The 23,329-nt window shown below is 73.9% G+C and carries 23 protein-coding genes; 1 reads left to right on the plus strand and 22 read right to left on the minus strand.

Annotation, left to right across the window (positions count from 1 at the left end; translation table 11 throughout):
- Positions 1-38: 38 nt before the first annotated feature.
- Genes argH through argC form a run of 8 tightly spaced genes read right to left on the minus strand, consistent with a single transcriptional unit; the run spans position 39 to position 8,407 of the window.
- Entirely contained in the window at positions 39-1,502 is a 1,464-nt protein-coding gene (gene argH / locus ABUL08_RS12730; protein ID WP_350937734.1) for an argininosuccinate lyase, read from the minus strand.
- A gap of 14 nt (positions 1,503-1,516) precedes the next feature.
- Positions 1,517-2,722, minus strand: a complete 1,206-nt coding sequence (locus ABUL08_RS12735; protein ID WP_350937735.1) for an argininosuccinate synthase — start codon at positions 2,720-2,722, stop codon at positions 1,517-1,519.
- Positions 2,719-3,234, minus strand: a complete 516-nt coding sequence (locus tag ABUL08_RS12740) for an arginine repressor (RefSeq protein WP_350937737.1) — start codon at positions 3,232-3,234, stop codon at positions 2,719-2,721. The genes ABUL08_RS12735 and ABUL08_RS12740 overlap by 4 nt, the downstream gene beginning before the upstream one ends.
- The gene (argF, locus tag ABUL08_RS12745; protein WP_350937739.1) at positions 3,231-4,157 is read right to left on the minus strand and encodes an ornithine carbamoyltransferase; all 927 of its coding nucleotides are present in this window, start codon (positions 4,155-4,157) and stop codon (positions 3,231-3,233) included. The genes ABUL08_RS12740 and argF overlap by 4 nt, the downstream gene beginning before the upstream one ends.
- Entirely contained in the window at positions 4,154-5,356 is a 1,203-nt protein-coding gene (locus ABUL08_RS12750) for an acetylornithine transaminase (protein ID WP_350937742.1), read from the minus strand. Before ABUL08_RS12750 ends, argF begins: the two co-directional genes overlap by 4 nt.
- The gene (argB, locus tag ABUL08_RS12755; protein WP_350937744.1) at positions 5,353-6,240 is read right to left on the minus strand and encodes an acetylglutamate kinase; all 888 of its coding nucleotides are present in this window, start codon (positions 6,238-6,240) and stop codon (positions 5,353-5,355) included. The genes ABUL08_RS12750 and argB overlap by 4 nt, the downstream gene beginning before the upstream one ends.
- Positions 6,237-7,409, minus strand: coding sequence for a bifunctional glutamate N-acetyltransferase/amino-acid acetyltransferase ArgJ (gene argJ / locus ABUL08_RS12760; protein ID WP_350937746.1), 1,173 nt, complete (start codon positions 7,407-7,409; stop codon positions 6,237-6,239). The genes argB and argJ overlap by 4 nt, the downstream gene beginning before the upstream one ends.
- Entirely contained in the window at positions 7,406-8,407 is a 1,002-nt protein-coding gene (gene argC / locus ABUL08_RS12765; protein WP_350937748.1) for an N-acetyl-gamma-glutamyl-phosphate reductase, read from the minus strand. Before argC ends, argJ begins: the two co-directional genes overlap by 4 nt.
- Before the next feature lie 239 nt (positions 8,408-8,646).
- On the opposite strand from argC, the gene ABUL08_RS12770 reads away from it, so the two are divergent.
- Positions 8,647-10,956, plus strand: a complete 2,310-nt coding sequence (locus ABUL08_RS12770) for a beta-1,3-glucanase family protein (protein WP_350937750.1) — start codon at positions 8,647-8,649, stop codon at positions 10,954-10,956.
- A 43-nt stretch (positions 10,957-10,999) separates the two neighbouring features.
- On the opposite strand, the gene pheT is transcribed toward ABUL08_RS12770, so the two are convergent.
- From pheT to ABUL08_RS12840, 14 genes are all read right to left on the minus strand, one after another.
- Positions 11,000-13,546, minus strand: coding sequence for a phenylalanine--tRNA ligase subunit beta (pheT, locus tag ABUL08_RS12775; protein WP_350937752.1), 2,547 nt, complete (start codon positions 13,544-13,546; stop codon positions 11,000-11,002).
- A 37-nt stretch (positions 13,547-13,583) separates the two neighbouring features.
- On the minus strand, positions 13,584-14,696 hold the full coding sequence (gene pheS / locus ABUL08_RS12780; protein ID WP_350937753.1) for a phenylalanine--tRNA ligase subunit alpha: 1,113 nt from the start codon (positions 14,694-14,696) through the stop codon (positions 13,584-13,586).
- Positions 14,697-14,910: 214 nt separating this feature from the next.
- Positions 14,911-15,750 carry a TrmH family RNA methyltransferase gene (locus ABUL08_RS12785; RefSeq protein ID WP_350937755.1) on the minus strand — a complete coding sequence of 280 codons (840 nt, stop codon included), beginning with the start codon at positions 15,748-15,750 and terminating at the stop codon, positions 14,911-14,913.
- Positions 15,751-15,782: 32 nt separating this feature from the next.
- Entirely contained in the window at positions 15,783-16,175 is a 393-nt protein-coding gene (gene rplT, locus ABUL08_RS12790) for a 50S ribosomal protein L20 (RefSeq protein ID WP_030335718.1), read from the minus strand.
- A gap of 32 nt (positions 16,176-16,207) precedes the next feature.
- On the minus strand, positions 16,208-16,402 hold the full coding sequence (gene rpmI / locus ABUL08_RS12795) for a 50S ribosomal protein L35 (protein WP_350937758.1): 195 nt from the start codon (positions 16,400-16,402) through the stop codon (positions 16,208-16,210).
- Positions 16,403-16,421: 19 nt separating this feature from the next.
- Positions 16,422-17,069: a translation initiation factor IF-3 gene (infC, locus tag ABUL08_RS12800; protein WP_350937760.1), complete on the minus strand. Its 648-nt coding sequence runs from the start codon at positions 17,067-17,069 to the stop codon at positions 16,422-16,424.
- Between the two features lie 388 nt (positions 17,070-17,457).
- On the minus strand, positions 17,458-17,928 hold the full coding sequence (locus tag ABUL08_RS12805) for a PH domain-containing protein (RefSeq protein ID WP_350937762.1): 471 nt from the start codon (positions 17,926-17,928) through the stop codon (positions 17,458-17,460).
- Entirely contained in the window at positions 17,925-18,887 is a 963-nt protein-coding gene (locus ABUL08_RS12810; RefSeq protein ID WP_350937764.1) for a DMT family transporter, read from the minus strand. Before ABUL08_RS12810 ends, ABUL08_RS12805 begins: the two co-directional genes overlap by 4 nt.
- Positions 18,884-19,729 carry an ATP phosphoribosyltransferase gene (gene hisG / locus ABUL08_RS12815; RefSeq protein WP_350937765.1) on the minus strand — a complete coding sequence of 282 codons (846 nt, stop codon included), beginning with the start codon at positions 19,727-19,729 and terminating at the stop codon, positions 18,884-18,886. Before hisG ends, ABUL08_RS12810 begins: the two co-directional genes overlap by 4 nt.
- A 45-nt stretch (positions 19,730-19,774) precedes the next feature.
- Positions 19,775-20,038 (minus strand): phosphoribosyl-ATP diphosphatase, encoded by a 264-nt coding sequence (locus tag ABUL08_RS12820; RefSeq protein WP_350937767.1) that lies wholly within the window; start codon positions 20,036-20,038, stop codon positions 19,775-19,777.
- 132 nt (positions 20,039-20,170) lie between these two features.
- A complete protein-coding gene (gene ribH / locus ABUL08_RS12825; protein ID WP_350937769.1) occupies positions 20,171-20,668 on the minus strand; it encodes a 6,7-dimethyl-8-ribityllumazine synthase in 498 nt (165 codons plus the stop codon).
- Between the two features lie 2 nt (positions 20,669-20,670).
- On the minus strand, positions 20,671-21,945 hold the full coding sequence (locus tag ABUL08_RS12830) for a bifunctional 3,4-dihydroxy-2-butanone-4-phosphate synthase/GTP cyclohydrolase II (protein WP_350937770.1): 1,275 nt from the start codon (positions 21,943-21,945) through the stop codon (positions 20,671-20,673).
- Positions 21,946-22,021: 76 nt separating this feature from the next.
- Positions 22,022-22,717 carry a nicotinamide riboside transporter PnuC gene (gene pnuC, locus ABUL08_RS12835; RefSeq protein WP_350937772.1) on the minus strand — a complete coding sequence of 232 codons (696 nt, stop codon included), beginning with the start codon at positions 22,715-22,717 and terminating at the stop codon, positions 22,022-22,024.
- Entirely contained in the window at positions 22,717-23,328 is a 612-nt protein-coding gene (locus ABUL08_RS12840; protein ID WP_350937775.1) for a riboflavin synthase, read from the minus strand. The genes pnuC and ABUL08_RS12840 overlap by 1 nt, the downstream gene beginning before the upstream one ends.
- Position 23,329 lies beyond the last annotated feature (1 nt).

Consider the following 23,329-nt stretch of genomic DNA (forward strand, 5'->3'; position numbering starts at 1 on the left):
CGGCGCGGGTGGTGCCACCCGCGCCGACCCGACGGACGTCAGCGGGGCACGACCCGCTCGGAGGCCCAGTCCCGCCAGCCGGCCAGCTTGTCGGCGGCGGCCGCGAGCTGGTCGGCGACCGGGCCGGGCCCGGTGGAGCCGGGCGTGGTCCGGGCGGCGAGCGCGGAGCGGACCGAGAGCACGTCCCGCACCGACGGGTCGAGGTGCTCGCTCACCGCGGCCAGGTCGGCGTCGGAGACCTCGTCCAGGGCGCAGTCGCGGGCCACGCAGAGCGCGACCAGCTTGCCGGTGATCTCGTGAGCGTCGCGGAACGGCACGTTCCTGCGGACCAGCCAGTCGGCGACCTCGGTGGCGAGCGAGAAGCCGACCGGCGCGGCGGCCACCAGGCGGTCCACCCGGACCGTCATCGTGGAGATCATCCCGGCCAGCGCCGGCAACAGCAGCTCCAGGGTGTCGACCGCGTCGAAGGCCGGCTCCTTGTCCTCCTGCATGTCCCGGTCGTAGGTCATCGGCAGGCCCTTGAGCATGGTGAGCACGCTCATCAGCCCGCCCACCAGGCGGCCGGACTTGCCCCGGGCCAGTTCCGCGACGTCCGCGTTCTTCTTCTGCGGCATGATCGACGAGCCGGTGGCGAAGGCGTCGTCCAGCTCGACCCAGCCGAACTCGTGCGACGTCCAGAGCACCACCTCCTCGCCGAGGCGGGACAGGTGCACCCCGATCAGCGCGGTGGTGAAGAGGAACTCGGCGACGAAGTCCCGGTCGGCGACCGCGTCCATCGAGTTGGCGAACGAGGTGCGGAAGCCCAGTTCCTTGGAGACCGCCACCGGGTCCAGCGGCAGGCCGGAGCCGGCCAGCGCACCCGCACCGAGCGGGCTGATCGCCGCCCGGTGGTCCCAGTCCCGCAGCCGTTCCAGGTCGCGCAGCAGCGGCTGCACGTGGGCGAGCAGCCAGTGCCCGAACGTCACCGGCTGCGCGTGCTGCAGGTGCGTCATGCCGGGCGCGGCGGTGTCCACGTGCCGCTCGGCCTGCTCGACCAGCGCCTCGGCCAGCTCGACCAGCCGGGCGGCCACCCCCCGCGCGTGGTCGCGCAGATAGAGCCGCAGGTCGGTGGCGACCTGGTCGTTGCGGGACCGGCCGGCGCGCAGCTTGCCGCCGAGGCTGCCGAGCCGCTCCAGCAGACCCCGTTCCAGGGCGGTGTGCACGTCCTCGTCGTCGATGGTCGGCCGGAACTGCCCGGAGGCGCAGGCCGCCTCCAGGTCGTCCAGGGCGGCCAGGATCCTCCCGAGTTCCTCGGGGTCGAGCAGGCCGGCGCCCGCGAGCACCCGGGCGTGCGCCCGGGAGCCCGCGATGTCGTACGGGGCGAGGCGCCAGTCGAACTGCACGCTCACCGACAGCCGCGCGAGGGCCTCGGCGGGGCCGCCGGCGAACCGGCCGCCCCACAGGCTCGTCCGGTTGGTGGCGGCACTGTTCTCGGTCAGGCTCTTGTCGTCCACCCCGCCCATTGTGGTGCCCATTGTCAGGCGCCGCCGACCCGGGCGTCCCGCGCGGCGGCCATCTTGCTGGGCAGGCCCCAGAGCTGCACGAAACCCTTGGCGAGGGACTGGTCGAAGGTGTCGCCGGTGTCGTAGGTGGCCATGCCGAAGTCGTAGAGGCTGGCCTCGGAGCGCCGGCCGGTGACGGTGGCCCGGCCGCCGTGCAGGGTGAGGCGCACCTCGCCGGTGACGTGCCGCTGGGCGTCGTCGATGAAGGCGTCCAGGCTGTCCTTGAGCGGCGAGAACCAGAGGCCGTCGTAGACCAGCTCGCCCCAGCGCTGGTCGACACCGCGCTTGAACCGGGCCAGGTCCCGCTCGACGGTGACCGCCTCCAGCTCCTGGTGGGCGGTGATCAGCGCGATCGCGCCGGGCGCCTCGTACACCTCGCGGCTCTTGATGCCGACGAGGCGGTCCTCGACCATGTCGAGCCGGCCGACGCCCTGGGCGCCGGCACGCCGGTTCAGCTCCAGGATCGCCTGGTACGGGGTGACGGTCTCGCCGTCCACCGCGACCGGTACGCCGGCGTCGAAGGTGATCACGACCTCGTCGGCGTCGCGCTCCTGCGCCGGGTCCGAGGTGTACGAGTACAGGTCCTCGATCGGACCGTTCCAGATGTCCTCCAGGAAGCCGGTCTCCACCGCGCGGCCCCACAGGTTCTGGTCGATCGAGTACGGCGACTTGGCCGACACGTCGATCGGCAGGCCCTTCTCCTCGGCGAAGGCGATGGCCTTGTCCCGGGTCCAGGCGAAGTCCCGGGCCGGCGCGACGATCTTCAGGTCGGGGGCGAGCGCGCCCAGGCCGACCTCGAAGCGGACCTGGTCGTTGCCCTTGCCGGTGCAGCCGTGCGACACGATGGTGCCGTTGTGCTTGCGGGCCGCGGCGACCAGGTGCTTGACGATCAGCGGCCGGGACAGCGCGGAGACCAGCGGGTAGCGGTCCATGTAGAGGGCGTTGGCCCGGATCGCCGGCAGGCAGTACTCGGCGGCGAACTCGTCGCGCGCGTCGACCACCTCGGACTCGACGGCGCCGCAGTCCAGGGCGCGCTGCCGGATGGCGTTCAGGTCCTCGCCGCCCTGCCCGACGTCGACCGCGACCGCGATCACCTCGGCGCCGGTCTGCTCGGCGAGGTAGGGAATGGCGACGGAGGTGTCGAGACCTCCGGAGTAGGCAAGGACGACCCGCTCGGTCATGATGTGGTGCTCCCTTCAACGTTGTCTTCCCGGCGGGCCCAGCCGGCGAGCTTGTCGCCGAGCGCGGCCCCGCCGAGGGCCTCGCGGGCCACGACGAGGATGGTGTCGTCGCCGGCGATGGTGCCGACGATCTCGGGCAGGCCCGCTCGGTCCAACGCGCTGGCCAGGTAGTGGGCTGCGCCCGGCGGGGTACGCAGCACGGCGATGTTGCCGCTCGCGTCGACCCCGTTGAGCAACTCGCGCAGCAGCCGGAGGAGCCGGGCCGGCGCGGCCTCGGCGTCCCGCAGCGGCCGGTGGCCGTCCTCGGGGATCAGATAGACGCCCCGCCCGTCGCCGCCGCGCGCGGTGACCGCCCCCAGTTCCTTCAGGTCCCGGGAGAGGGTGGCCTGGGTGACCTGGATGCCGTCGGTGGCGAGCAGGTCGGCCAGCTCGGTCTGCGAGTGGATCGCCGTGTCGCGGATCAGCTCGACGATCCGGGCGTGCCGGGCGGTACGGGTCAGCGGGGCGGTCATGAGGAGGCCTCCAGGAGAAACGTCAGCAGCGCCTTCTGGGCGTGCAGGCGATTCTCCGCCTGGTCGAAGACCGCGCTGCGCGGCCCGTCGAGCACCTCGTCGGTGATCTCCTCGCCCCGGTGGGCGGGCAGGCAGTGCAGCACGATGACGTCCGGCCCGGCCGCGTCGAGCAGCGCGTCGTTGACCTGGTACGGCCGGAACGGGGTGATCCGGTCGAGCCCGTCGGACTCCTGGCCCATCGAGGTCCAGGTGTCGGTGGCCACCACGTCGGCGTCGCGGACCGCCTCGACCGGGTCGGTGAGCACCCGTACCGACCCGCCGGTGCCGGCGGCGATCTTCGCCGCCCGGGTCACCACGTCCGGGTCGGGCTGGAACCCGACCGGCCCGGCGATCCGCACGTGCATCCCGGCGGTCGCCCCGGCCAGCAGGTACGAGTGCGCCATGTTGTTCGCCGCGTCCCCCACGTACGCCAGGGTCCGTCCGGCGGTGGCGCCGAACCGCTCGCGGACGGTGAGCAGGTCGGCGAGGAGCTGGCACGGGTGGTAGTCGTCGGTGAGCGCGTTGACCACCGGGACGGTCGCGTGCGAGGCGACCTCGGCGATCCGGTCGTCGCCGTGGGTACGCAGCACGATCGCCGCGACGTAACGCGACAGCACCCGGCCGGCGTCGGCCAGGGTCTCGCCGCGCCCGAAGTGGGTGACCTGGGTGTCCACCACGAGGGGGTGGCCGCCCAGCTCGGCGATGCCCACGTCGAAGGAGATCCGGGTCCGCAGGCTCTGCTTGTCGAAGAGCACCGCCACCGACTTCGGCCCGGCGAGCGGCTGGTGGCCGAACCGGTCGGCCTTCATCCGCGCGGCCAGGTCGAGCACGCCCGCCTGCTCGGCCGGCGTCAGGTCGTCGTCCCGCAGGAAGTGCCGGATCACGCGTCCACCTCCATGGCGGCGGGGGCGCCGGCCGGCGACGCGGCGTCGAGGGCGGTGGGGAGGGCGGCCAGGAAGGCGTCGACCTGGTCGGCGGTGAGGATCAGCGGCGGGGCGAGCCGGACCACGTCCGGCTGCACCGGGTTGACCAGGAAGCCGGCGTCGCGCAGGGCGGCGGTCACCGCGCCGGAGACCGGCCCGGTGAGCACGATCCCGAGCAGCAGCCCGGCGCCGCGCACCTCGGCGACGAGGGGATGGTGCAGCGCCTCCACGCCCCGCCGCAGCCGCTCACCGACCCGCTTGACGTGGTCGAGCAGCCCCTCGCTGGCGATGGTGGAGATGACGGCGAGGGCCGCCGCGCAGCTGATCGGGTTGCCGCCGAAGGTGGTGCCGTGCGAGCCGGGACCGAGCAGCTCGGCGGCCGGACCGAAGGCCAGGCAGGCGCCGATCGGCAGGCCACCGCCGAGCCCCTTGGCCAGGGTGACGATGTCCGGCTCCACCCCCTCGGCCTGGTGCGCGAACCAGTGCCCGGTCCGGCCGATGCCGGTCTGCACCTCGTCCAGGACCAGCAGCGCGCCGCGCCGCCCGGTGATCCGACGCGCCTGCGCCAGGTAGCCGGCGGGCGGGACGACGACGCCGTTCTCGCCCTGGACCGGTTCGAGGATCACCATGGCGGTGGCGTCGGTGACGGCCGCGTCGAGGGCGGCGGTGTCGCCGTACGACACGTGGGTGACGTCGCCGGGGAGCGGGCGGAAGGGGTCGGCCTTGGCCGGCTGGCCGGTGAGCGCGAGCGCGCCCATGGTCCGGCCGTGGAAGCCGCCGGTCGCGGCGACCACGTGGGACCGGCCGGTGAGCCGGGAGAGCTTGAACGCCGCCTCGTTGGCCTCCGCGCCCGAGTTGGCGAAGAAGACCCGCCCGGGCCGGCCGGCGAGCGCCAACAGCAGCTCGGCCAGGGCCACCGGCGGCTCGGCGACGAAGAGGTTCGAGACGTGCCCGAGGGTGGCGACCTGCTTCGACACTGCGGCCACCACGGCCGGGTGGGCGTGGCCGAGGGCGTTCACCGCGATGCCGCCGAGCAGGTCGACGTACTCCCGGCCGGTCTCGTCGGTGACCACCGCGCCGGTGCCGGCGACCAGCGCCAGCGGCGGAGTGCCGTAGTTGTCCATCATGGCCTGGCCCCAGCGTTCCACCAGCGTGCTCATGACCCGATCACCATCGTTCCGAACCCCTCTGAGGTGAACACTTCGAGCAGCGTGGAGTGGGCGACCCGGCCGTCGACGACGTGCGCGGCGGGCACACCCTCGCGGACCGCCCGCAGGCAGGCCTCCATCTTGGGGACCATCCCCGACTCCAGGGCGGGCAGCAGCTTCGCCAGGTCGTCCGTGGTGATCTCGCTGATCAGGCTGGACGTGTCCGGCCAGTCGGCGTACAGGCCGGGGACGTCGGTGAGGACGACCAGCTTGCGGGCCTGGAGGGCGACCGCGAGCGCGGCGGCGGCGGTGTCGGCGTTGAGGTTGTGCAGCACCCCGTCGACGTCCGGCGCGACCGTGGAGATCACCGGGATCCGGCCGGCCGCGATGAGGTCCGCCACGGCCGAGACGTTCACCGACTCGACGTCGCCGACCTGGCCGACGTCGACCGGCTCCCCGTCCACGTACGCCGGGCGGCGCACCGCGGTGAAGAGGCCGGCGTCCTCGCCGGAGAGGCCGACGGCGAACGGGCCGTACGCGTTGACCAGCCCGACCAGTTCCCGCCCGACCTGGCCGACCAGCACCATCCGGACGACGTCCATCGCCTCGGGGGTGGTGACCCGCAGGCCGCCCTTGAACTCGCTGGCGATGCCGAGCCGACCCAGCATGGCGGAGATCTGCGGCCCGCCGCCGTGCACCACGACCGGCTTGAGCCCGGCGTAGCGCAGGAAGACCATGTCGGCGGCGAAGGCGCGCTGGAGTTCGGGGTCGACCATGGCGTTGCCGCCGTACTTGATCACGACGGTCGCGCCGGAGAAGTCGGCCAGCCAGGGGAGCGCCTCGATCAGCGTCTCGGCCTTGGCCTGGGCCCGGGTGAGGTCGGCGGAGAGACTCATGAGGAATAGGCCGAGTTCTCGTGGACGTACGCGTGCGACAGGTCGTTGGTCCAGACGGTGGCCGCGGCGTCGCCGGCGTGCAGGTCGATCCGGATGGTGACGTCCCGCCCGCTCAGGTCGACCTTGGAGCGGTCCTCGGCGGCGGCCCCGCCCCGGCAGACCCAGATCCCGTTGACCGCGACGTCCACGCCGTCCGGCTCGAACGCGGCCGAGGTGGTGCCGACGGCGGCGAGGATCCGGCCCCAGTTCGGGTCGTTGCCGAAGAGCGCGGTCTTGACCAGGTTGTTCCGGGCGACGGACCGGCCGACCTCGACCGCGTCGTCCTCGGTCGCGGCCCCGACCACGTCGATGGCGATCTGCTTGGTGGCGCCCTCGGCGTCGGCGATGAGCTGCTGGGCCAGGTCGTGGCAGGCGGCGGTGACCGCGGCGGTCAGCTCCGCCTCGCTCGGCTCGACGCCGGACGCGCCGCTGGCCAGCAGCAGCACCGTGTCGTTGGTGGACATGCAGCCGTCCGAGTCGATCCGGTCGAAGGTGACCCGGGTGGCGGCGCGCAGCGCGGCGTCGAGCGCGTCCGGCCCGGCCACCGCGTCGGTGGTGAGGACGCAGAGCATGGTGGCCATGGCGGGGGCGAGCATGCCGGCGCCCTTGGCCATGCCGCCGACGGTCCAGCCGCTGCCCTTCGCGACGGTGGTCTTGGGCCGGGTGTCGGTGGTCATGATCGCCTCGGCCGCCGCCGCGCCGCCGTCCCGGGTGAGCCCGCGGATGGCGCCCCGGACGCCAGGGAGCAGCTTCTGCATCGGCAGCCGCTCGCCGATCAGGCCGGTGGAGCAGACCGCCACCTCGCCCGCGCCGAGCCGCCGCCGGGGGCTGCTGGCGGTGAGCGCCGCGGCGGTGTGCTCGGCGGTGGCGTGGGTGTCCTGGAAACCGGCCGGGCCGGTGCAGGCGTTCGCGCCGCCGGAGTTGAGCACCACGGCCCGGACCACGCCGCCCCGCACGACCTGCTGGGTCCAGAGCACCGGCGCGGCCTTGACCCGGTTCTCGGTGAAGACGCCGGCGACGGTGGCGTCGGGGCCGTCGTTGACGACGAGGGCGATGTCGGCGGCGCCGCTGGCCTTGAGCCCGGCGGCGACGCCGGCGGCCCGGAAGCCCCGGGGGGTGGTGACGGTCATGGTGCCATCCCGAACGTGGAGAGCCCGGTGGTCTCGGGGAGGCCGAGCATGAGGTTGGCGTTCTGCACGGCCTGACCCGCGGCGCCCTTGCCGAGGTTGTCGATGGCGCTGACCACGATCACCCGGCCGGAGTCGGCGTCGACCGTGGCCTGGAGGTGGCAGGAGTTGGAGCCGGCGGTGGCGGCGGTGTGCGGCCAGGCGCCCTCGGGCAGCACGTGCACGAACGGGGTGTCCGCGTACGCCCGGGCCAGCACCTCGCGCGGGTCGGCGTCGCCGGTGGGCACGGCGGTGACGGTGGCGAGGATGCCCCGCGGCATGGGCGCGAGGACGGGGGTGAAGGAGAGGCTGGTCGCGCCGGTGGCCTGCTTGATCTCCGGCACGTGCTGGTGGGCGCCGACCTTGTAGGGCGACAGGTCGCCCATCACCTCGCTGCCGAGCAGGTGGGCCTTGGCGGCCCGGCCCGCGCCGGAGGTGCCGGAGGCGGCGACCACCACCACGTCGGCGGGGAAGACCGCGTCGGCGGCGATCAGCGGGGCGAGGGCCAGGGTGGTGGCGACCGCGTAGCAGCCGGTGCTGGCCACCCGGGTGGCGGCGGCGATCGCCGCGCGTTGACCGGGCAGCTCGGGCAGGCCGTAGGTCCAGGCGCCGGCGTGCGGGCCGCCGTACCAGCGGGCCCACGCGTCGGCGTCGTGCAGCCGGTGGTCGGCCCCGAGGTCGACCACCGTGACGGTTTCGGGCAGGGCGGCGGCCAGGGCCGCCGACTCGCCGTGCGGCAGGGCCAGGAAGACCAGGTCCGCGTCGGCCAGGGTGGCCGGGTCGGTCGCCCCGAGGACCAGGTCCAGCCCGGTGAGCTGCGGGTGTACGGCGGCGACGGGTTGGCCGGCCTGACGGTGCGCGGTGGCGGCGACCAGGTCGAACTCCGGGTGCCCGGCGACCAGGCGCAGCAGTTCGCCCCCGGCGTACCCGCTGGCCCCGGCGACCGCGACTCGGATGCCCATACTCACCTCCGCATGACTATGCAGCTCAGCCTAGCGGCGCGGGCGATGTCCTGCAAGTTCATGCATCCCACTGCATGGACATGTGAAGGTGACGGCGGTCACCGCATTGACAGATCGGGATACGGGCCGGATGCTGAGAGAGCGCTCTCACAGCCACCAAGTGGGGGCGTACCACACCAACCACCCCTTTTCCCGCCCCGTCCCGCGCGGCCGGCCCGGCCGCGTCGAAGGAGTCGTCGTTGCGCATCACGAGGAGATTCGTCGGAATCCTGGCGGCGCTCGTCCTGGCCACCGCCACATCGATCGGAGCGGCGACGCTGGCCCGGGCCGTCGGCCCCAACCTGCTGCCGTTCACCGTCACCAACAGCACCGGACGCACCGACGCCGTGCACCTCTACGTGCTCGGCGTCGACCTCACCTCCGGCCGGCTGGGCTACGTCAACGCCGACGGCGTCTTCACGCCGTGGCCGGCCGGCGGCCTGCCCCCCACCCCGGCGCCGGACGTCTCCATCCCCGGCCCGGCCGCCGGGGCGAGCACCGTGCTCAAGGTGCCCCGCAACCTCTCCGGCCGGGTCTACTTCTCCTTCGGGGAGAAGCTGAGGTTCCTCCTCACCCCCGACGGCCTGGTCCAACCCGCCCCCTGGGCGGCCGGTGACCCGAACCGGGACATCCTCTTCGACTGGTCCGAGTTCACCTACAACGACTCCGGGCTCTGGCTCAACAGCTCACAGGTCGACATGTTCGCCGTACCCCACGTGGTGAGCGTGACCGGCGCCGACGGCACCACCCGGAGCACCGGCGCCCTCGTCGACGACGGGCGGAACAAGGTGATCGACGCGGTCCGCGCCCAGCCCGGCTGGGGCAACTCGGTGCAGACCCGCGCCGACGGCACCGTGCTGCGGGTGCTCTCCCCCGGCAAGGCCGCCGACGCCGGCCGGTTCAGCACCAGCTACCTCGACCCGTACATCACGGCCGCCTGGAACACGTACGCGACGAGGACGCTGACCGTCGCCCCCTTCACCGAGCAGCCGAACGTGACGTACTTCGGGCGCACCAGCGGCGACACCATGACCTTCACCGACGGCGCCGGCCAGCGGGTCGCCTCGTTCACCAAGCCGTCCAGCTCGGACGTGTGGGACTGCGACGGGGCGCTCGCCGCCCCCAACGACCTCGTGGTCGGGCCGATCGCCCGTACCCTCTGCGCCGCGCTGCACCGCTCCACCCTCGCCAGCCGGGACGTGCAGCCCTCCGGCGGGCCGGCCGACTTCTACCAGGGCACGCTCACCAACCACTACTCGCGGATCGTGCACGCGAACATGGTCGACGGGAAGGCGTACGGCTTCGCCTTCGACGACGTGCTCAACCAGGAGTCGCTGGTCCACGACGGTGACCCGCGCGCTGCCGGCATCGACCTGAGCCCGTTCGGGCCGGGCGGTGGACCGACCAGCCCGCCGCCGAGCCCCACCCCGACCAGCGCCAGCCCCTCGCCGACCGTGACCGCCAGCCCGCCACCGGCATGCGACGACGGCAGCGGCGCCATGAGCCGGATGCTGCAGGCCAACGGCTCGCTGACGTTCCTGCCCCGACCGGCCACCACCGTGTCGCTGCCGGCCGCCGCCGGCAACCACGACGGCACCCCCACCAACGCCGAGGTCTTCACCGCCTGCGGCCTCACCGGCCGGTACACCGGCGCGGGCACCGGCTTCGACCTGCTCGTCGACGCCGGCACCGCGGCCGGCGACGGGGTCCAGCTCCGGGTCTCGTACGACCTGACCGGCGACGGCACGTTCGACCGGGTGGAGACCTACCGCTACTTCGCCACCGACCCGGTCACGGGCATGGAGCACTACCGCCAGACGCAGGGCCTGGCCTCCGCCACCGGGACCCTCGGCGACCTGCGCAACGGCACCGTACGCGTCGAGGTCTGGAACGCCATCGGCGGCACGGCGACCACCCTCGGCGTCGGCAACGGCTCGACCCTCACCCTGCCGTACAGCGGTGACACCCCGCCCCCGCCGAGCCCCACTCCGTCGGCGTCGGTGTCGGACAGCCCGTCGCCGGACCCGACGATGAGCCCGTTCGGGCCGCAGCTCTATCTGGAGGAGCCGAACGTGCTCTGGCAGCGCCCGGCGGGCACCGCGCAGACCACGATCGCGGCGGCCAACGGCAGCTGGGTGGGCACCCCGCACACGCCCCGGGTCTACCGGTCGGGCAACCTGACCGCGACGTACACCGGAGGCACGACCTCGTTCCGCCTACTCCTGGACGCCGGTACCGCGGTCGGCAACGGCACCCAGGTCCGGGTCTCGTACGACCTGACCGGCGACGGCACCTGGGACCGGGTGGAGACCTACAACTACTACGCCACCGACCCGGTCGTCGGATGGGAGACCTACACCCAGAACCAGGGCCGCGTGTCGGCCACCGGCGCCCTCGGCGACCTGCGAGGTGGCCTCGTGCAGGTGGAGGTCTGGAACGCCATCGGGTCGGCCTCCACCAGCCTCGCCGTCGGCGACCAGTCCAGCGTCGTCCTGCCGTACACGGCCTGACCGGTCGGCAGGGGGCCCTGACCGGGCCCCCTGCCGATCCCGCTCAGGCGCCGCGCAGGGTGGCGTCGACGCGGCGGGCGGCCTCGGCGACGGCCGCGTCGCGGGCGGCGACCGCCTCCTCGACGGTCAGCGTCCGGTCCGGAGCCCGGAAGGTCAGCTTGTACGCGAGCGACCTGCGCCCGGCGCCGAGCTGGTCCGAGGCGTACACGTCGAAGAGCCGGACCCCCTCCAGCAGCTCGCCGGCCCCCTCGACCAGGGCGCGCTGCACCTCGGCCGCCGGGACCGACTCGTCCACCACCAGCGCCACGTCGATCAGCGCCGGCGGGAAGGTGGAGATGGCCGGCCCGGTCACCGTGGGCGCGGCGGGCACCGCGTCCAGGTTCAGCTCCATGGCGCTGGTGCGGCGGGGCAGCTCCAGCGTCGCCACCACGCTCGGGTGCAGCTCACCGGCGTGCCCGACCACCACGTCGTCCACCAGCAGCTCGGCGCAGCGGCCGGGGTGCCAGGGGGCGTACGTGGCGGCGCGGACGCCGATCCGGTCGGCGGGGATGCCGGCGGCGGCCAGCACGTCCCGGCCGGCCTGGACCGCGTCCGCCCAGCCGGCCGCGCGACCCGCGCCCCACCAGCCGGCCGGCTCCAGCTCACCGGCGAGCACCACGGCGACGTGCCGGGGCTGGTCCGGCACCACGGCGTCGGCGGCGGCGAACTCGGCGTCGGTCGGCCGCCGGTCCACGCCCATCGCGGGCGGGGCGCCGGCACCGGGACGCGGGTGGAAGACCGCACCGATCTCATAGATCGCCACGTCGCGCAGGCCCCGGCCGATGTTGCGCCTGGCGATGCCGAGCAGCGGGCCGAGCAGCGTGGTACGCAGCAGCGGCTCCTCCTCCGACAGCGGGTTCGCCACCCGGACCGCGGGGCGACGCGGGTCGTCGGCCGGCAGGCCGAGCTGGTCGGCGAGGTCGGCGGCGACGAACGGGTGCGCGAGCACCTCGACGTACCCACGCTCGGCCAGCGAGCGGGCCACCGCCCGGCGGCGCTGCTGCTGCCAGGTCAGGCCACGGCCGGCGGGCGCGGTCGGCAGCACCGACGGCACCCGGTCGTACCCGTCGAGGCGGACCACCTCCTCGACCAGGTCGGCCGGGTCGGTCAGGTCGGGCCGCCAGCTCGGCGGGGTCACGGTGAGCACGTCACCGCTGCCGGCGGGCACCCCGACCTCGCCGGCGTCCTCGCCGAGCCGGTCCGCGCCCCGGGTGACCGTGCAGCCGACCAGCTCCAGCAGCTCGACCACCCGCTGCGGCGAATAGCCCACGCCGACCCGCCGGGACGGCAGGTCCGCCGGCAGCACCACCGGGGTACGCGGCCGGACGTGGTCGAGGTCGAGGATCTCCTCCCCGACCGTGCCGCCGGCGTGCTCGGTGAGCAGCCGTACCGCCCGCTCCAGGGCGACCAGCGGCAGGGCCGGGTCGACGCCCCGCTCCCAGCGCTTCGCCGCCTCGCTGAACAGCTTGTGCCGCCGGGCGGTCCGGCCGACCATCGCCGGGTCCCAGTGCGCCGCCTCGAAGAGCACGTCGGTGGTGGACGCCACGACCTCACTGGTCTCGCCCCCCATCACCGCGGCGAGCGAGATCGGCCCGGTGTCGTCGCAGATGACCATGTCCTCGGCGGCCAGGGTGCGCTTCACCCCGTCCAGCGTGGTCAGCTGCTCCCCCGGCTCGGCGCGGCGGACCACCAGCGGCCCGCTGATCCGGTCGGCGTCGAAGGCGTGCATCGGCTGACCGAGTTCGAGCATCACGTAGTTGGTGATGTCCACCGGCAGGGAGATGCTGCGGATGCCGGCCACGGTGAGCCGCCGGGCCATCCAGCCGGGGGTCTGCGCGGTCGGGTCCACGCCGCGGACCAGCCGGGCCGCGAACCGGTCGCACCCCACGGTGTCCCGCACCTCGACCGGGTACGCCGGCTCGGCGGTGCCGCCCGGCGCGGCGGCCAGACCGGGGTCGCGGAACTCGACGGCCAGGGCGTGGGCCAGCTCCCGGGCCAGGCCGCGCAGGCTCAGCGCGTACCCCCGGTCCGGGGTGATCTCCAGCTCGACCACGACGTCGTCGAGCCCCACCACGGGCCGCGCGTCGTCGCCCGGCTTGGCGGGGGTGTCCTCCGGCAGCACGATGATGCCCGAGTGGTCGTCGCCGAGGCCCAGCTCCTTCGCGGAGCAGATCATGCCGTGGGAGTTGCGCCCGTACGTCTTGCGCGCGCCGATGTGGAAGTCACCGGGCAGCACGCCGCCGGGGAGGATCACCACCACCCGGTCGCCGGGGGCGAAGTTGCGCGCCCCGCAGACGATCTCCTGGGGCTCGCCGGTGCCGTTGGCGGCACCCACGTCGACCCGGCAGAACCGGATCGGCTTCTTGAAGCCGGTCAGCTCCTCGATCTCCAGGACCTCACCGACGACCAGCGGACCGCTGACGGTCTCCCGCAGGTCCACGATCGACTCGACCTCGATGCCGAGGTCGACCAGCGCCTGCTCCAGGTCGCCGGTGGGCAGGTCGGCGGGGAGGTCGACGTACTCCCGCAGCCAACTGACAGAAACTCGCATGACTCTTTACCACCGTCTCCGTAGCTCGTGGCGCCGCTCAGGCCCCGAACGCGCGGGTGAACCGCACGTCGCCCTCGGCCATGTCCCGCATGTCGCTGACCCCGTGCCGGAACATGACCGTGCGGTCGATGCCCATGCCGAAGGCGAATCCGGAGTAGACCTCCGGGTCGATGCCGCAGGCGCGCAGCACCCGCGGGTTGACCATGCCGCAGCCGCCCCACTCGACCCAGCGCGGTCCGTCCCGGTGCTCCGGGAACCAGACGTCGAACTCGGCGGACGGCTCGGTGAACGGGAAGTAGTGCGGGCGGAACCGGGTCTTCGCCCCCTCGCCGAACATGGCCCGGGCGAAGTGGTCCAGCGTGCCGCGCAGGTGCGCCATCGTGATGCCCTTGTCCACCACCAGGCCCTCGACCTGGTGGAAGACCGGGGCGTGGGTGGCGTCCAGCTCGTCGGTGCGATAGACCCGGCCGGGCACGATGACATAGATCGGCGGCTTGCGGGTCAGCATGGTGCGCGCCTGCACCGGCGACGTGTGGGTGCGAAGAACAAGGCCCGAGCGCGCTGAGCCGCCGGCTGCCGCACCGGCTTCGCCGGCGGCGGCGGAACCCGCCGGGGGTGCGATGTGGAAGGTGTCCATCAGGCCGCGGGCCGGGTGGTCGGCGGGGATGTTGAGGGCGTCGAAGTTGGTCCACTCCAGCTCGACCTCGGGCCCCTCGGCCACCTCGTAGCCCATCCCGACGAAGAGGTCGCTGATCTGCTCCATCAGGGTGGACAGCGGGTGCCGCGCGCCGCGCGGGCGGCGGTCGTACGGCAGGGTCACGTCGACCCGCTCGGTGACCAGCACCCGCTCGGCCTGCTCGCGCTCCACCGTCTCCTGTCGGGCGGCGTACGCGGCCTCGATGGCGCGTCGGGCCTCGTTGACCCGCTTGCCGGCGTCGGACTTCGCGGCCGGCGGCAGCGCGCCGATCTCCCGGCGGGCCAGCGAGACCGGTGACCGGTCACCGAGGTGCGCGGGGCGCAGCGCGGTCAACGCGTCCGGGTCGGCGGCGGCGGCGAACGCCTGCTCGGCGTCGGCCACGGCCTCGGCCAGGGCGTCCGGGTCGAGCAGGGCGACCTGCTTCGGGTCGTACGGATCGTTGCGGTAGCTCATGGCGTACGGGCACTCCCTCACGGCGGCGCCGACCCTCACGGGCGGCTAGGCGAGTCTACGGACGCGCGGCTTCGCCGCTGCCCGCCGGTGGGAGTTACGCGCAGGAGGAAGGGTCAGGCCCGCCGCCCGCCGACACCGGCGGGCTGGGTAAACGAACGCCGAGACGCGTTCATCACGTGGCCGACTCCCCTGCTGTGGACCGCGCGACCGGAAGTCAGCGCAGTGCTCTGGCTGAAGCGTACAGGCAGACGGCGGCGGCCGCAGCCAGGTTCAGGCTCTCGGCGCGCCCGTGCAGCGGCACCCGGACCCGGGCGTCGGCGGCGGCCGTCAGCTCCTCGGGCAGCCCGTGCGCCTCCGAGCCGAAGAGCCAGGCGGTGGGAGCGGCGAGCCGGCCGTAGTCGATCAGGTCGTCCAGGTCGCTGTCGCCGTACCCGGTCGTGGCGAGCACGGTGAGCCCGGCGGTGCGCAGCGCGGCGACCACGTCCGTCGGGTCGGGGGCGCGGACCACGTCGACGTGGAAGAGGCTGCCGGCCGACGCCCGCACGCACTTGCCGTTGTACGGGTCGACCGCCTCGCCGGCGAAGACCACCGCGCCCGCGCCGGCGGCGTCGGCGGTGCGCAGCACGGTGCCGGCGTTGCCCGGGTCGCGGATCTCGGCGAGCACGGCGACCAGCCGGGGCCCGTGCGACAGCGCCTCGGCCAGCGGCACGTCGAGGTGCCGGCAGACGGCGACCAGGCCCTGCGGGGCGACGGTCTCGGCGAGCGCCGCGAGGCCCTCGCCGGTCACCTCGGAGACGGGTACGTCGGCGTGGGCGGCCTGCGCCGCGAGGTCGGCGTACCGGTCGAGGGCGGCCGGCGTACCGAAGAGTTCGGTGACGGTCCCGGCGCGGGCCAGGGCCTCGCGGACCGCCTGCGGGCCCTCGGCCAGGAACCGGCCGGCGGCCTCGCGGTCCCGGCGGCGCTGGAGCCGGCGGGCGGCGACCACCCTGGGGGTACGCGGGGTGAACGGGCCGGAGACAGCGTCGAGGCGCCTCCCGCGCGATGGTGACTGCATGGGAGACGCCTCGATCTGCTGCGGTCGGTGGATCAGGCGGCCTGGGCCGCGGCGCCACCGGTGCCCTCGGCCGCCACGGCGGCGCGGGCCAGCTCGACGATCGCGGCGAAGGCCGCGGCGTCGTTGACGGCCAGGTCGGCCAGGATCTTGCGGTCGACCTCGATGCCGGCCAGGCGCAGGCCCTGGATCAGCCGGTTGTAGGTCATGCCGTTGGCCCGGGCGCCAGCGTTGATGCGCTGGATCCAGAGCTGCCGGAAGTCGCCCTTGCGGTCACGACGGTCCCGGTAGGCGTACTGCATCGAGTGCAGCACCTGCTCCTTGGCCTTGCGGTACAGCCGGGAGCGCTGACCGCGGTAACCGCTGGCGGTCTCGAGCAGGGTACGACGCTTCTTCTGGGCGTTAACAGCCCGCTTGACGCGTGCCATCTCAACTCCTTCTTCGGTTCAGGTGGCGCGCGTCAGCGGCCGAGCAGCTTCTTGATTCGCTTGACGTCAACCTTGGCCAGCTCGACCGTGCCGGTCAGCCGCCGGGTCTGGGTGGACGCCTTCTTCTCCAGGTTGTGGCGAAGGCCGGCCTGCTGGGCAACGATCTTGCCCTTGCCGGTCACCTTGACCCGCTTGCCCATACCCGTGTGGCTCTTCATCTTCGGCATGTGGAACGTCTTCTCCCTGTTACTGGCCGCTGGTCTCAGCGGTCGGGCCGGTCTCGCCGGCTGCTGCGGTCTCACCGGCTGCCGGAGTCTCGCCGGCCTCCGGCGCACCGGTCTCCTCCGCCCGTTCCCGAGGTCCACCACGGGACGCCGTGGCGGCGACCGCGGAGGCCTTCACGGCCCGGTGCGGAGCGAGCACCATGATCATGTTTCGACCGTCCTGCTTCGGAGCGGCCTCGACGTATCCCAGGTCCGTGATCTCAGACTCGAGCCGACGCAGGAGCCGGTAACCCAGCTCCGGGCGGCTCTGCTCGCGACCGCGGAACATGATCGTCACCTTGACCTTGTCGCCCGCCTTGAGGAACCGCACCACGTGACCCTTCTTGGTCTCGTAGTCGTGCGGGTCGATCTTCGGGCGGAGCTTCATCTCCTTGATGACGGTCTGCTGCTGGTTACGCCGCGCTTCGCGCGCCTTGAGTGCGCTCTCGTACTTGAACTTGCCGAAGTCCATGAGCTTGCACACCGGCGGGCGCGCCATCGGCGCAACCTCGACCAGGTCCAGGTCGACGTCCGCGGCCAGCTGCAGGGCGCGCTCCAGCGGGACGATGCCCACCTGCTCACCCTCAGGGCCGACCAGTCGGACCTCACGTGCCCGGATCTGTTCGTTCACGCGTGGTTCGACGCTGATGTGGCCTCCTCGAGTCGAGTCTCCTGCGGTGCCGACTCCGCGGACTCCCGGGCGGGAGCCAACCCGGAAAGCAGAAGGCCCCGGCGCATGCCAGGGCCCGCTCGACCGGTCGGCACGATCACAGGATCGCGCATCCGGGACCGGGATGTGCCCGGAACCGGGGACCGGACCCGGCCACCGTCAGGGGCGACTCGGGTGGGAGCAGGCGCTCCGCTTCAAGACCGCCCGCACGTCGGAACGGGGGCAGTCTGGTCGACATGGCAACACTACACCCCCGGCCCGGCCGGCCCCAAACCAGGGCGGCGGCCCGGCGCACCGAACCCGGCGCGGGCGGCGTCGCCCGGCTCAACGGTCGGCGGTGTGGCCCGGCTCAGCGGGGGGCGGCGTCGCCGGCGAGGGCGGCCAGGTGGGCCTGGTGCAGCCGGCGCAGCGCGCGGACACCCGCCACGGCGAGTTCCTTGTCGGCCGCCTGGAGGGCGACCATCGGCAGCAGGTCGTCGTCGTGCAGCTCCAGGCTCGCCCACGGGGCGCCCCGGTCGAACCGCACCCCGCGGACGACCTCCCACGGCAGCTCGTACGAGCCGAGCACGTTGCGCACCCGGACGCCCTTCGCGTCGGCCACCACCCGGGGCCGGGTGAAGAGCAGGATGCCGAGCGCGCCGAGGACCCCCAGGCCGACCATGGCGAGCTGGTCGCCGCGCTGGAAGGTGCCGTAGCCGTCCCCGGTACGACCGGTCAGCGACGTCGCCACCAGGCTGAACACCAGCAGCAGGGCCGCCGCCGACGCCCAGCAGACCAGCCGGATCCGGCGCGGCCGCACGGTCACCTGTGCTTCGCTCACCCGACCAGTCTGCCATCCGGTTCCCGGCTGCGGTCCGGCGCCACACGGATCGGGCCGCGCCGCCGCACCCCGGCCACCAGCACCGCGACCACGGTGAGCGCCGCGCCGGCCAGCACCGGCACCCGCACGCCCGCCCCGCCGGGCAGCAGCACGTCCAGCAGCAGGGCACCGGCCAGCTGCCCGGCGACCAACGCCAGGCCGGTCCGGAGCACACCGACCGCGCGGACGCCGACCAGCAGGGAGAGCACGATGCCGACGCCGAGCAGGCCACCGCCGTACCACCACCACTGGGTGGGCCAGCTCGGGCGGGCCGCGAACGCCCCGACGAGCGCGGCGACGGCCAGGATGACCGGGGTGCCGACGGCGAAGTTGACCGCGATCCCCGCGGCGGTGGTGCCGGCGGCGGAGACCCGCCCGTTCAGCGCGGACTGGAGGGCGACCGCCAGGCCGCCGGCCACCGCGACGAGGACCGCGCCGACCGCCAGCTCCCCGACCGGCCGGCCGAGCTGGGCCAGGGTGACCGCCGCGATGCCGAGCAGCGCCCCGGCCACCCGGGGCACGGTGAGCGGCAGCCGCCCCACCGGGGCCAGCCCGACCCGGTCGGCGGCCAACCCGCCGAGGCTGCCGCCGGCCACCTGGGCGATGGTGAAGACCGCGACCCCGAGCACGGGTACGACGTACGTGCCGATCACCACGATCGCCGCGCCGCCGAGCCCACCGAGATATGACCACCACGGCAGCCCGGAGCGGCGCAGCGCGGCCAGCCCGGCCCGCATCGACGGGACGGCGAGCAGCCCCAGCGCCACCAGCAGGCTGCCACCGAGGTTGTTGACCACCGCGCCGAGCACCGGGTTGCCGGCCCGCTCACCCAGCCCGGCGTTGACCACGCCCTGCGCCGCCGAGGCCGCCCCGCCCAGCACGACCAGGGCGAGGGCGGCCGACGGCGGCAGTGGCCTCACAGCCGGCAGGCGTGGATGTTGGTGACCAGGATGGCCCGGGCGCCCAGCTCGTAGAGCTCGTCCATGATCCGGTGCACGTCGTCGCGCTTCACCATCGCCTGCACCGCGACCCAGCCCTCCCGGTGCAGCGGGGAGACGGTCGGCGACTCGATGCCCGGGGTCAGCGAGCTGGCCCGCTCCAGCAGGCCGGCCGGCACGTCGTAGGCGAGCATCACGTACCGGCGGGCGACCAGCACCCCGTGCAGCCGGCGCAGCAGCTGCTCGGCCTGGGTGCAGGCCGGCGCGCCGGCCCGGCGGACCAGCACCGCGGACGAGCGCAGCAGCGGCTCGCCGAAGACCACCAGGCCGGCCTGGCGCAGCGTGGCACCGGTCTCCACGACGTCCGCGACCACGTCGGCCACGCCCAGCCGGATGGCGTTCTCCACCGCGCCGTCGAGGCGGATCACGTCGGCCTTGACGCCCTGCTCGCCGAGGTAGCGCTCCACCAGCCCCGGGTACGCGGTGGCGATCCGGTGCCCGCCCAGCTCCTGCACGGAGTGGACGTCGTCGGGGCGGGCGGCGAAGCGGAAGGTGGCCCGCCCGAAGGCCAGGTCCACCACCTCCTCGGCCGGCGCGCCCGAGTCGATCAGCAGGTCCCGGCCGGTGATCCCGACGTCGAGGTCACCGGAGCCGACGTAGGTGGCGATGTCCTTCGGCCGCAGGTAGAAGAATTCGATGTCGTTGGGCTCGTCCCGGCAGACCAGGTCCTTCGGGTCGGTGCGCTGGCGGTAGCCCGCCTCGCGCAGCATCTCGGCGGCCTTCTCGGCCAGGGCGCCCTTGTTGGGTACGGCGACACGCAGCATGACGGAGTGCTCCTTCGATCGGTTCTGATCAACGGGTGGAGGCACTCAGAGATGTCGGTAGACGTCCTTGAGTTCGAGACCGGTGGCGATCATCAGCACCTGGGCCTGGTAGAGCAGCTGGGAGATCTCCTCCGCGGCCCGCTCGGGGCCCTCGTGCTCGGCGGCCATCCACGACTCGGCCGCCTCCTCGACGACCTTCTTGCCGATGAAGTGCACCCCCTTGTCCAGCGCGGCGACCGTGCCGGAGCCCGGGGTGCCGGCGGCGGCCTTGGCCTGCAGCTCGGCGAACAACTCCTCGAACGTCTTCACGCCGTGATTCTTCCAGCCGCCCCCGGCCACCACACGCGCCGGGTACGGTGCGGCGCGACACCGGCCACATCGTGGGCGCGCGGAGACCCGGGCCGACCAGGAACGACGGGCCGGGCCCCGCAGCGGGCCGGATCAGCCGCCGAAGCCGACCCGCTGGGCGCTCGCGGAGAGGCCACGGATCGCCAGCGCGGCGTCCAGGGCGGCCACGGTGGCCGCCCAGCCCTTGTCCTCGGCGGAGCCGGGCAGCCCGGCCCGGTCCCGGGCCTGCTCGATGGTCTCCACGGTGAGCACCCCGTGCGCGACCGGCTTCCCCTCGTCCAGCGCGACCCGGGTCAGTCCGTCGGTCACCGAGCGGCACACGAAGTCGAAGTGGGCGGTCGCGCCGCGGACCACCACGCCGAGGGCGACCACCACGTCGTACCGGCGGGCCATCGCCTGGGCCACCACGGGCAGCTCGACCGAGCCGGCCACCCGGGCCACCACGGCCCGCGCGCCGCACGCCCGCGCCGCCTCGACCGCCCGGTCGACCATGTGGTCGGTGAGGTCACCGTGCCAGCGGGCGGCCACCACGCCGACGGTCAGCCCCGCCGCGTCGACGGTGTGCACACCCGGTTCGCCGAAACCCGCCACGTCTACGCTCCGATCTCGTCGCCGGCGACCGGGCGGCCCATCGGCGCCTCGGTCTGCTCGTCCAGCTCGTCCAACTCGTCCAGCAGGTGCCCCATCCGGTCCCGCTTGGTGCGCAGGTAGCGCACGTTCTCCGGGTTCGACCGGATGGACAGGCCCTCGCGGCCGCTCACGGTCAGGCCGTACCCCTCCAGCCCGGCCCGCTTGGCCGGGTTGTTGGTGATCAGCCGCATCGAGCGCACCCCGAGGTCGTAGAGGATCTGCGCGCCGGTGCCGTAGTCCCGGGCGTCGGCGGGCAGCCCCAGGTCGAGGTTGGCGTCCACGGTGTCCCGGCCGGAGTCCTGAAGCTGGTACGCCCGGAGCTTGTGCAGCAGGCCGATGCCCCGCCCCTCGTGGCCGCGCACATAGAGCACCACTCCGCGCCCCTCCTGCGCCACCCGGGCCAGGGCGGCCTGCAACTGCGGCCCGCAGTCGCAGCGCAGCGAACCGAAGACGTCCCCGGTGAGGCACTCGGAGTGCACCCGGACCAGCACGTCCCGCCCGTCGCCGAGGTCGCCCATGACCAGCGCGACGTGCTCGGCGGAGTCGTGCTCGCTGCGGTAGCCGAGCGCCCGGAACACCCCGTACGGGGTGGGCATCCGCGCGTCGGCGACCTGCTCGACCTGCTTCTCGGTACGCCGCCGGTGCGCGATCAGATCGGCGATGGTGACCAGGGTCAGCCCGTGCTCGGCGCAGAACTTCTCCAGGTCCGGCAGGCGCATCATGGTGCCGTCGTCGTTGACCAGCTCGCAGAGCACGCCCGCCGGGCGCAGCCCGGCCAGCCGGGTCAGGTCGACGGCCGCCTCGGTGTGCCCGGGGCGGCGCAGCACCCCGCCCTCGCGGGCGCGCAGCGGCACCACGTGCCCGGGTCGGGCCAGGTCGGTGGGGTCGGTGCCGGCGTCGGCGAGCAGCCGGATGGTGTGCGAGCGGTCGGCGGCGGAGATGCCGGTGCTGACCCCCTCCCGGGCGTCCACGGTCACCGTGTAGGCGGTGCCGCGCCGGTCCTGGTTGGTGTGGTGCATCGGCGGCAGGTCCAGCCGGTCGCACTCGCTCTCGGTGAGCGGCACGCAGATGTAGCCGGAGGTGTAGCGGACCATGAACGCGACCAGCTCCGGGGTGGCCAGCTCGGCCGCGAAGATCAGGTCGCCCTCGTTCTCCCGGTCCTCGTCGTCGACCACGACGACGGGCCGGCCGGCGGCGATGTCCGCCACCGCCTGCGCGATACTGCCGAAGCTGCTCATACCGGCACTCCGCTTCGCTCCGTGCCGCCCTGAGGCACCAGGTGACTGCGCCTGACGATTCGTTCGCTTCGCTCACTCATGCCACTGCCTCCGAGTACGTCGGCGGAATCGGGGTGCGGTTCGGCGGGGTCGCCCGGGAGGTCCGCCACCAGGCGGCGAAGCCCCAGGCGCAGAAGGCGCCGTAGACCAGGTACATGGCGGCCGACGGATAGAAGCCGCCGTCCAGCAGCAGCGGCACGCCGACCGCGTCGACGGCGATCCAGACCAGCCAGAACTCGACCCAGCCCCGGGCCATGCCGTAGGTGGCGAGCAGGCTGCCGACCAGGATCCAGGCGTCCGGCAGCGGGCCCCAGGAGCCGAGCGCGGCCAGCACCGGGTAGGCCGCCGCGGTGCCGACGGCCGCCGCCGCGAGCAGGACGAGGCGTTCCCGGCCGGTGGCCCAGCGCGGCAGCACCGCGGGCTGCTCCCCGCCGGCCGAGCGGCGGTTGCGCGACCAGCGCCACCAGCCGTAGACGCTGACGGCGAAGAAGAAGACCTGCCGGCCGGCCTGGCCGTAGAGGTCGTGCGCCTGCGGGGTGGCGAAGACGCCGCCGAGGAAGACGGTGAACAGCAGCGCGTTGCCGATCATGCCGACCGGCCAGGCCCACACCAGCCGGCGCAGCCCGAGCAGCGCCGAGGCCAGCCCGAAGACGTTGCCGACGATCTCCCGGACCAGCACCGGCGAGCCGGCCACCTGGACCTGGGCGTCGAGCAGCCAACCGAGCGGGCCCATCAGCGGACACCCCCCGCCGACCGGTCGCCGAGCAGCCGCTCGACGTACTTGGCCAGCACGTCGACCTCCAGGTTGACCGGGTCGCCGGGGCGCTTCGCGCCGAGCGTGGTCAGCGTGAGCGTGGTCGGGATCAGCCCGACGGTGAACCAGTCGTCCCCGACCTCGGCGACGGTCAGCGAGACGCCGTCGATGGTGATCGAGCCCTTCTCCACCACATAGCGGGCGAGCCCGGCGGGGAGCCGGAAGCGGACGGTCTCCCACTGCGCGGCCGGCTCCCGGGAGAGCAGCTCGCCGACCCCGTCGACGTGCCCCTGCACCAGGTGCCCGCCGAGCCGGCTGCCGAGCGCGGCGGCCCGTTCCAGGTTGACCGGGTCGCCGGGGCGCAGCCCGCCGAGCGCGGAGCGGCGCAGCGTCTCCCCCATCACGTCGGCGGTGAAGACCCCGCCGTCGACGTCCACCACGGTCAGGCAGACCCCGTTGACCGCGATGGAGTCGCCGTGCCGGGCGTCGGAGGTGACCAGCGGGCCACGGATGGCGACCAGCGCGGAGTCCGCCGCGGTCTCGGTGGCGCGGACGACCTCGCCCAACTCCTCGACGATGCCGGTGAACATG

This window comes from Micromonospora sp. CCTCC AA 2012012 (genome assembly GCF_040499845.1).
GTDB classification, from domain to species: Bacteria; Actinomycetota; Actinomycetes; order Mycobacteriales; family Micromonosporaceae; genus Micromonospora; species Micromonospora mangrovi.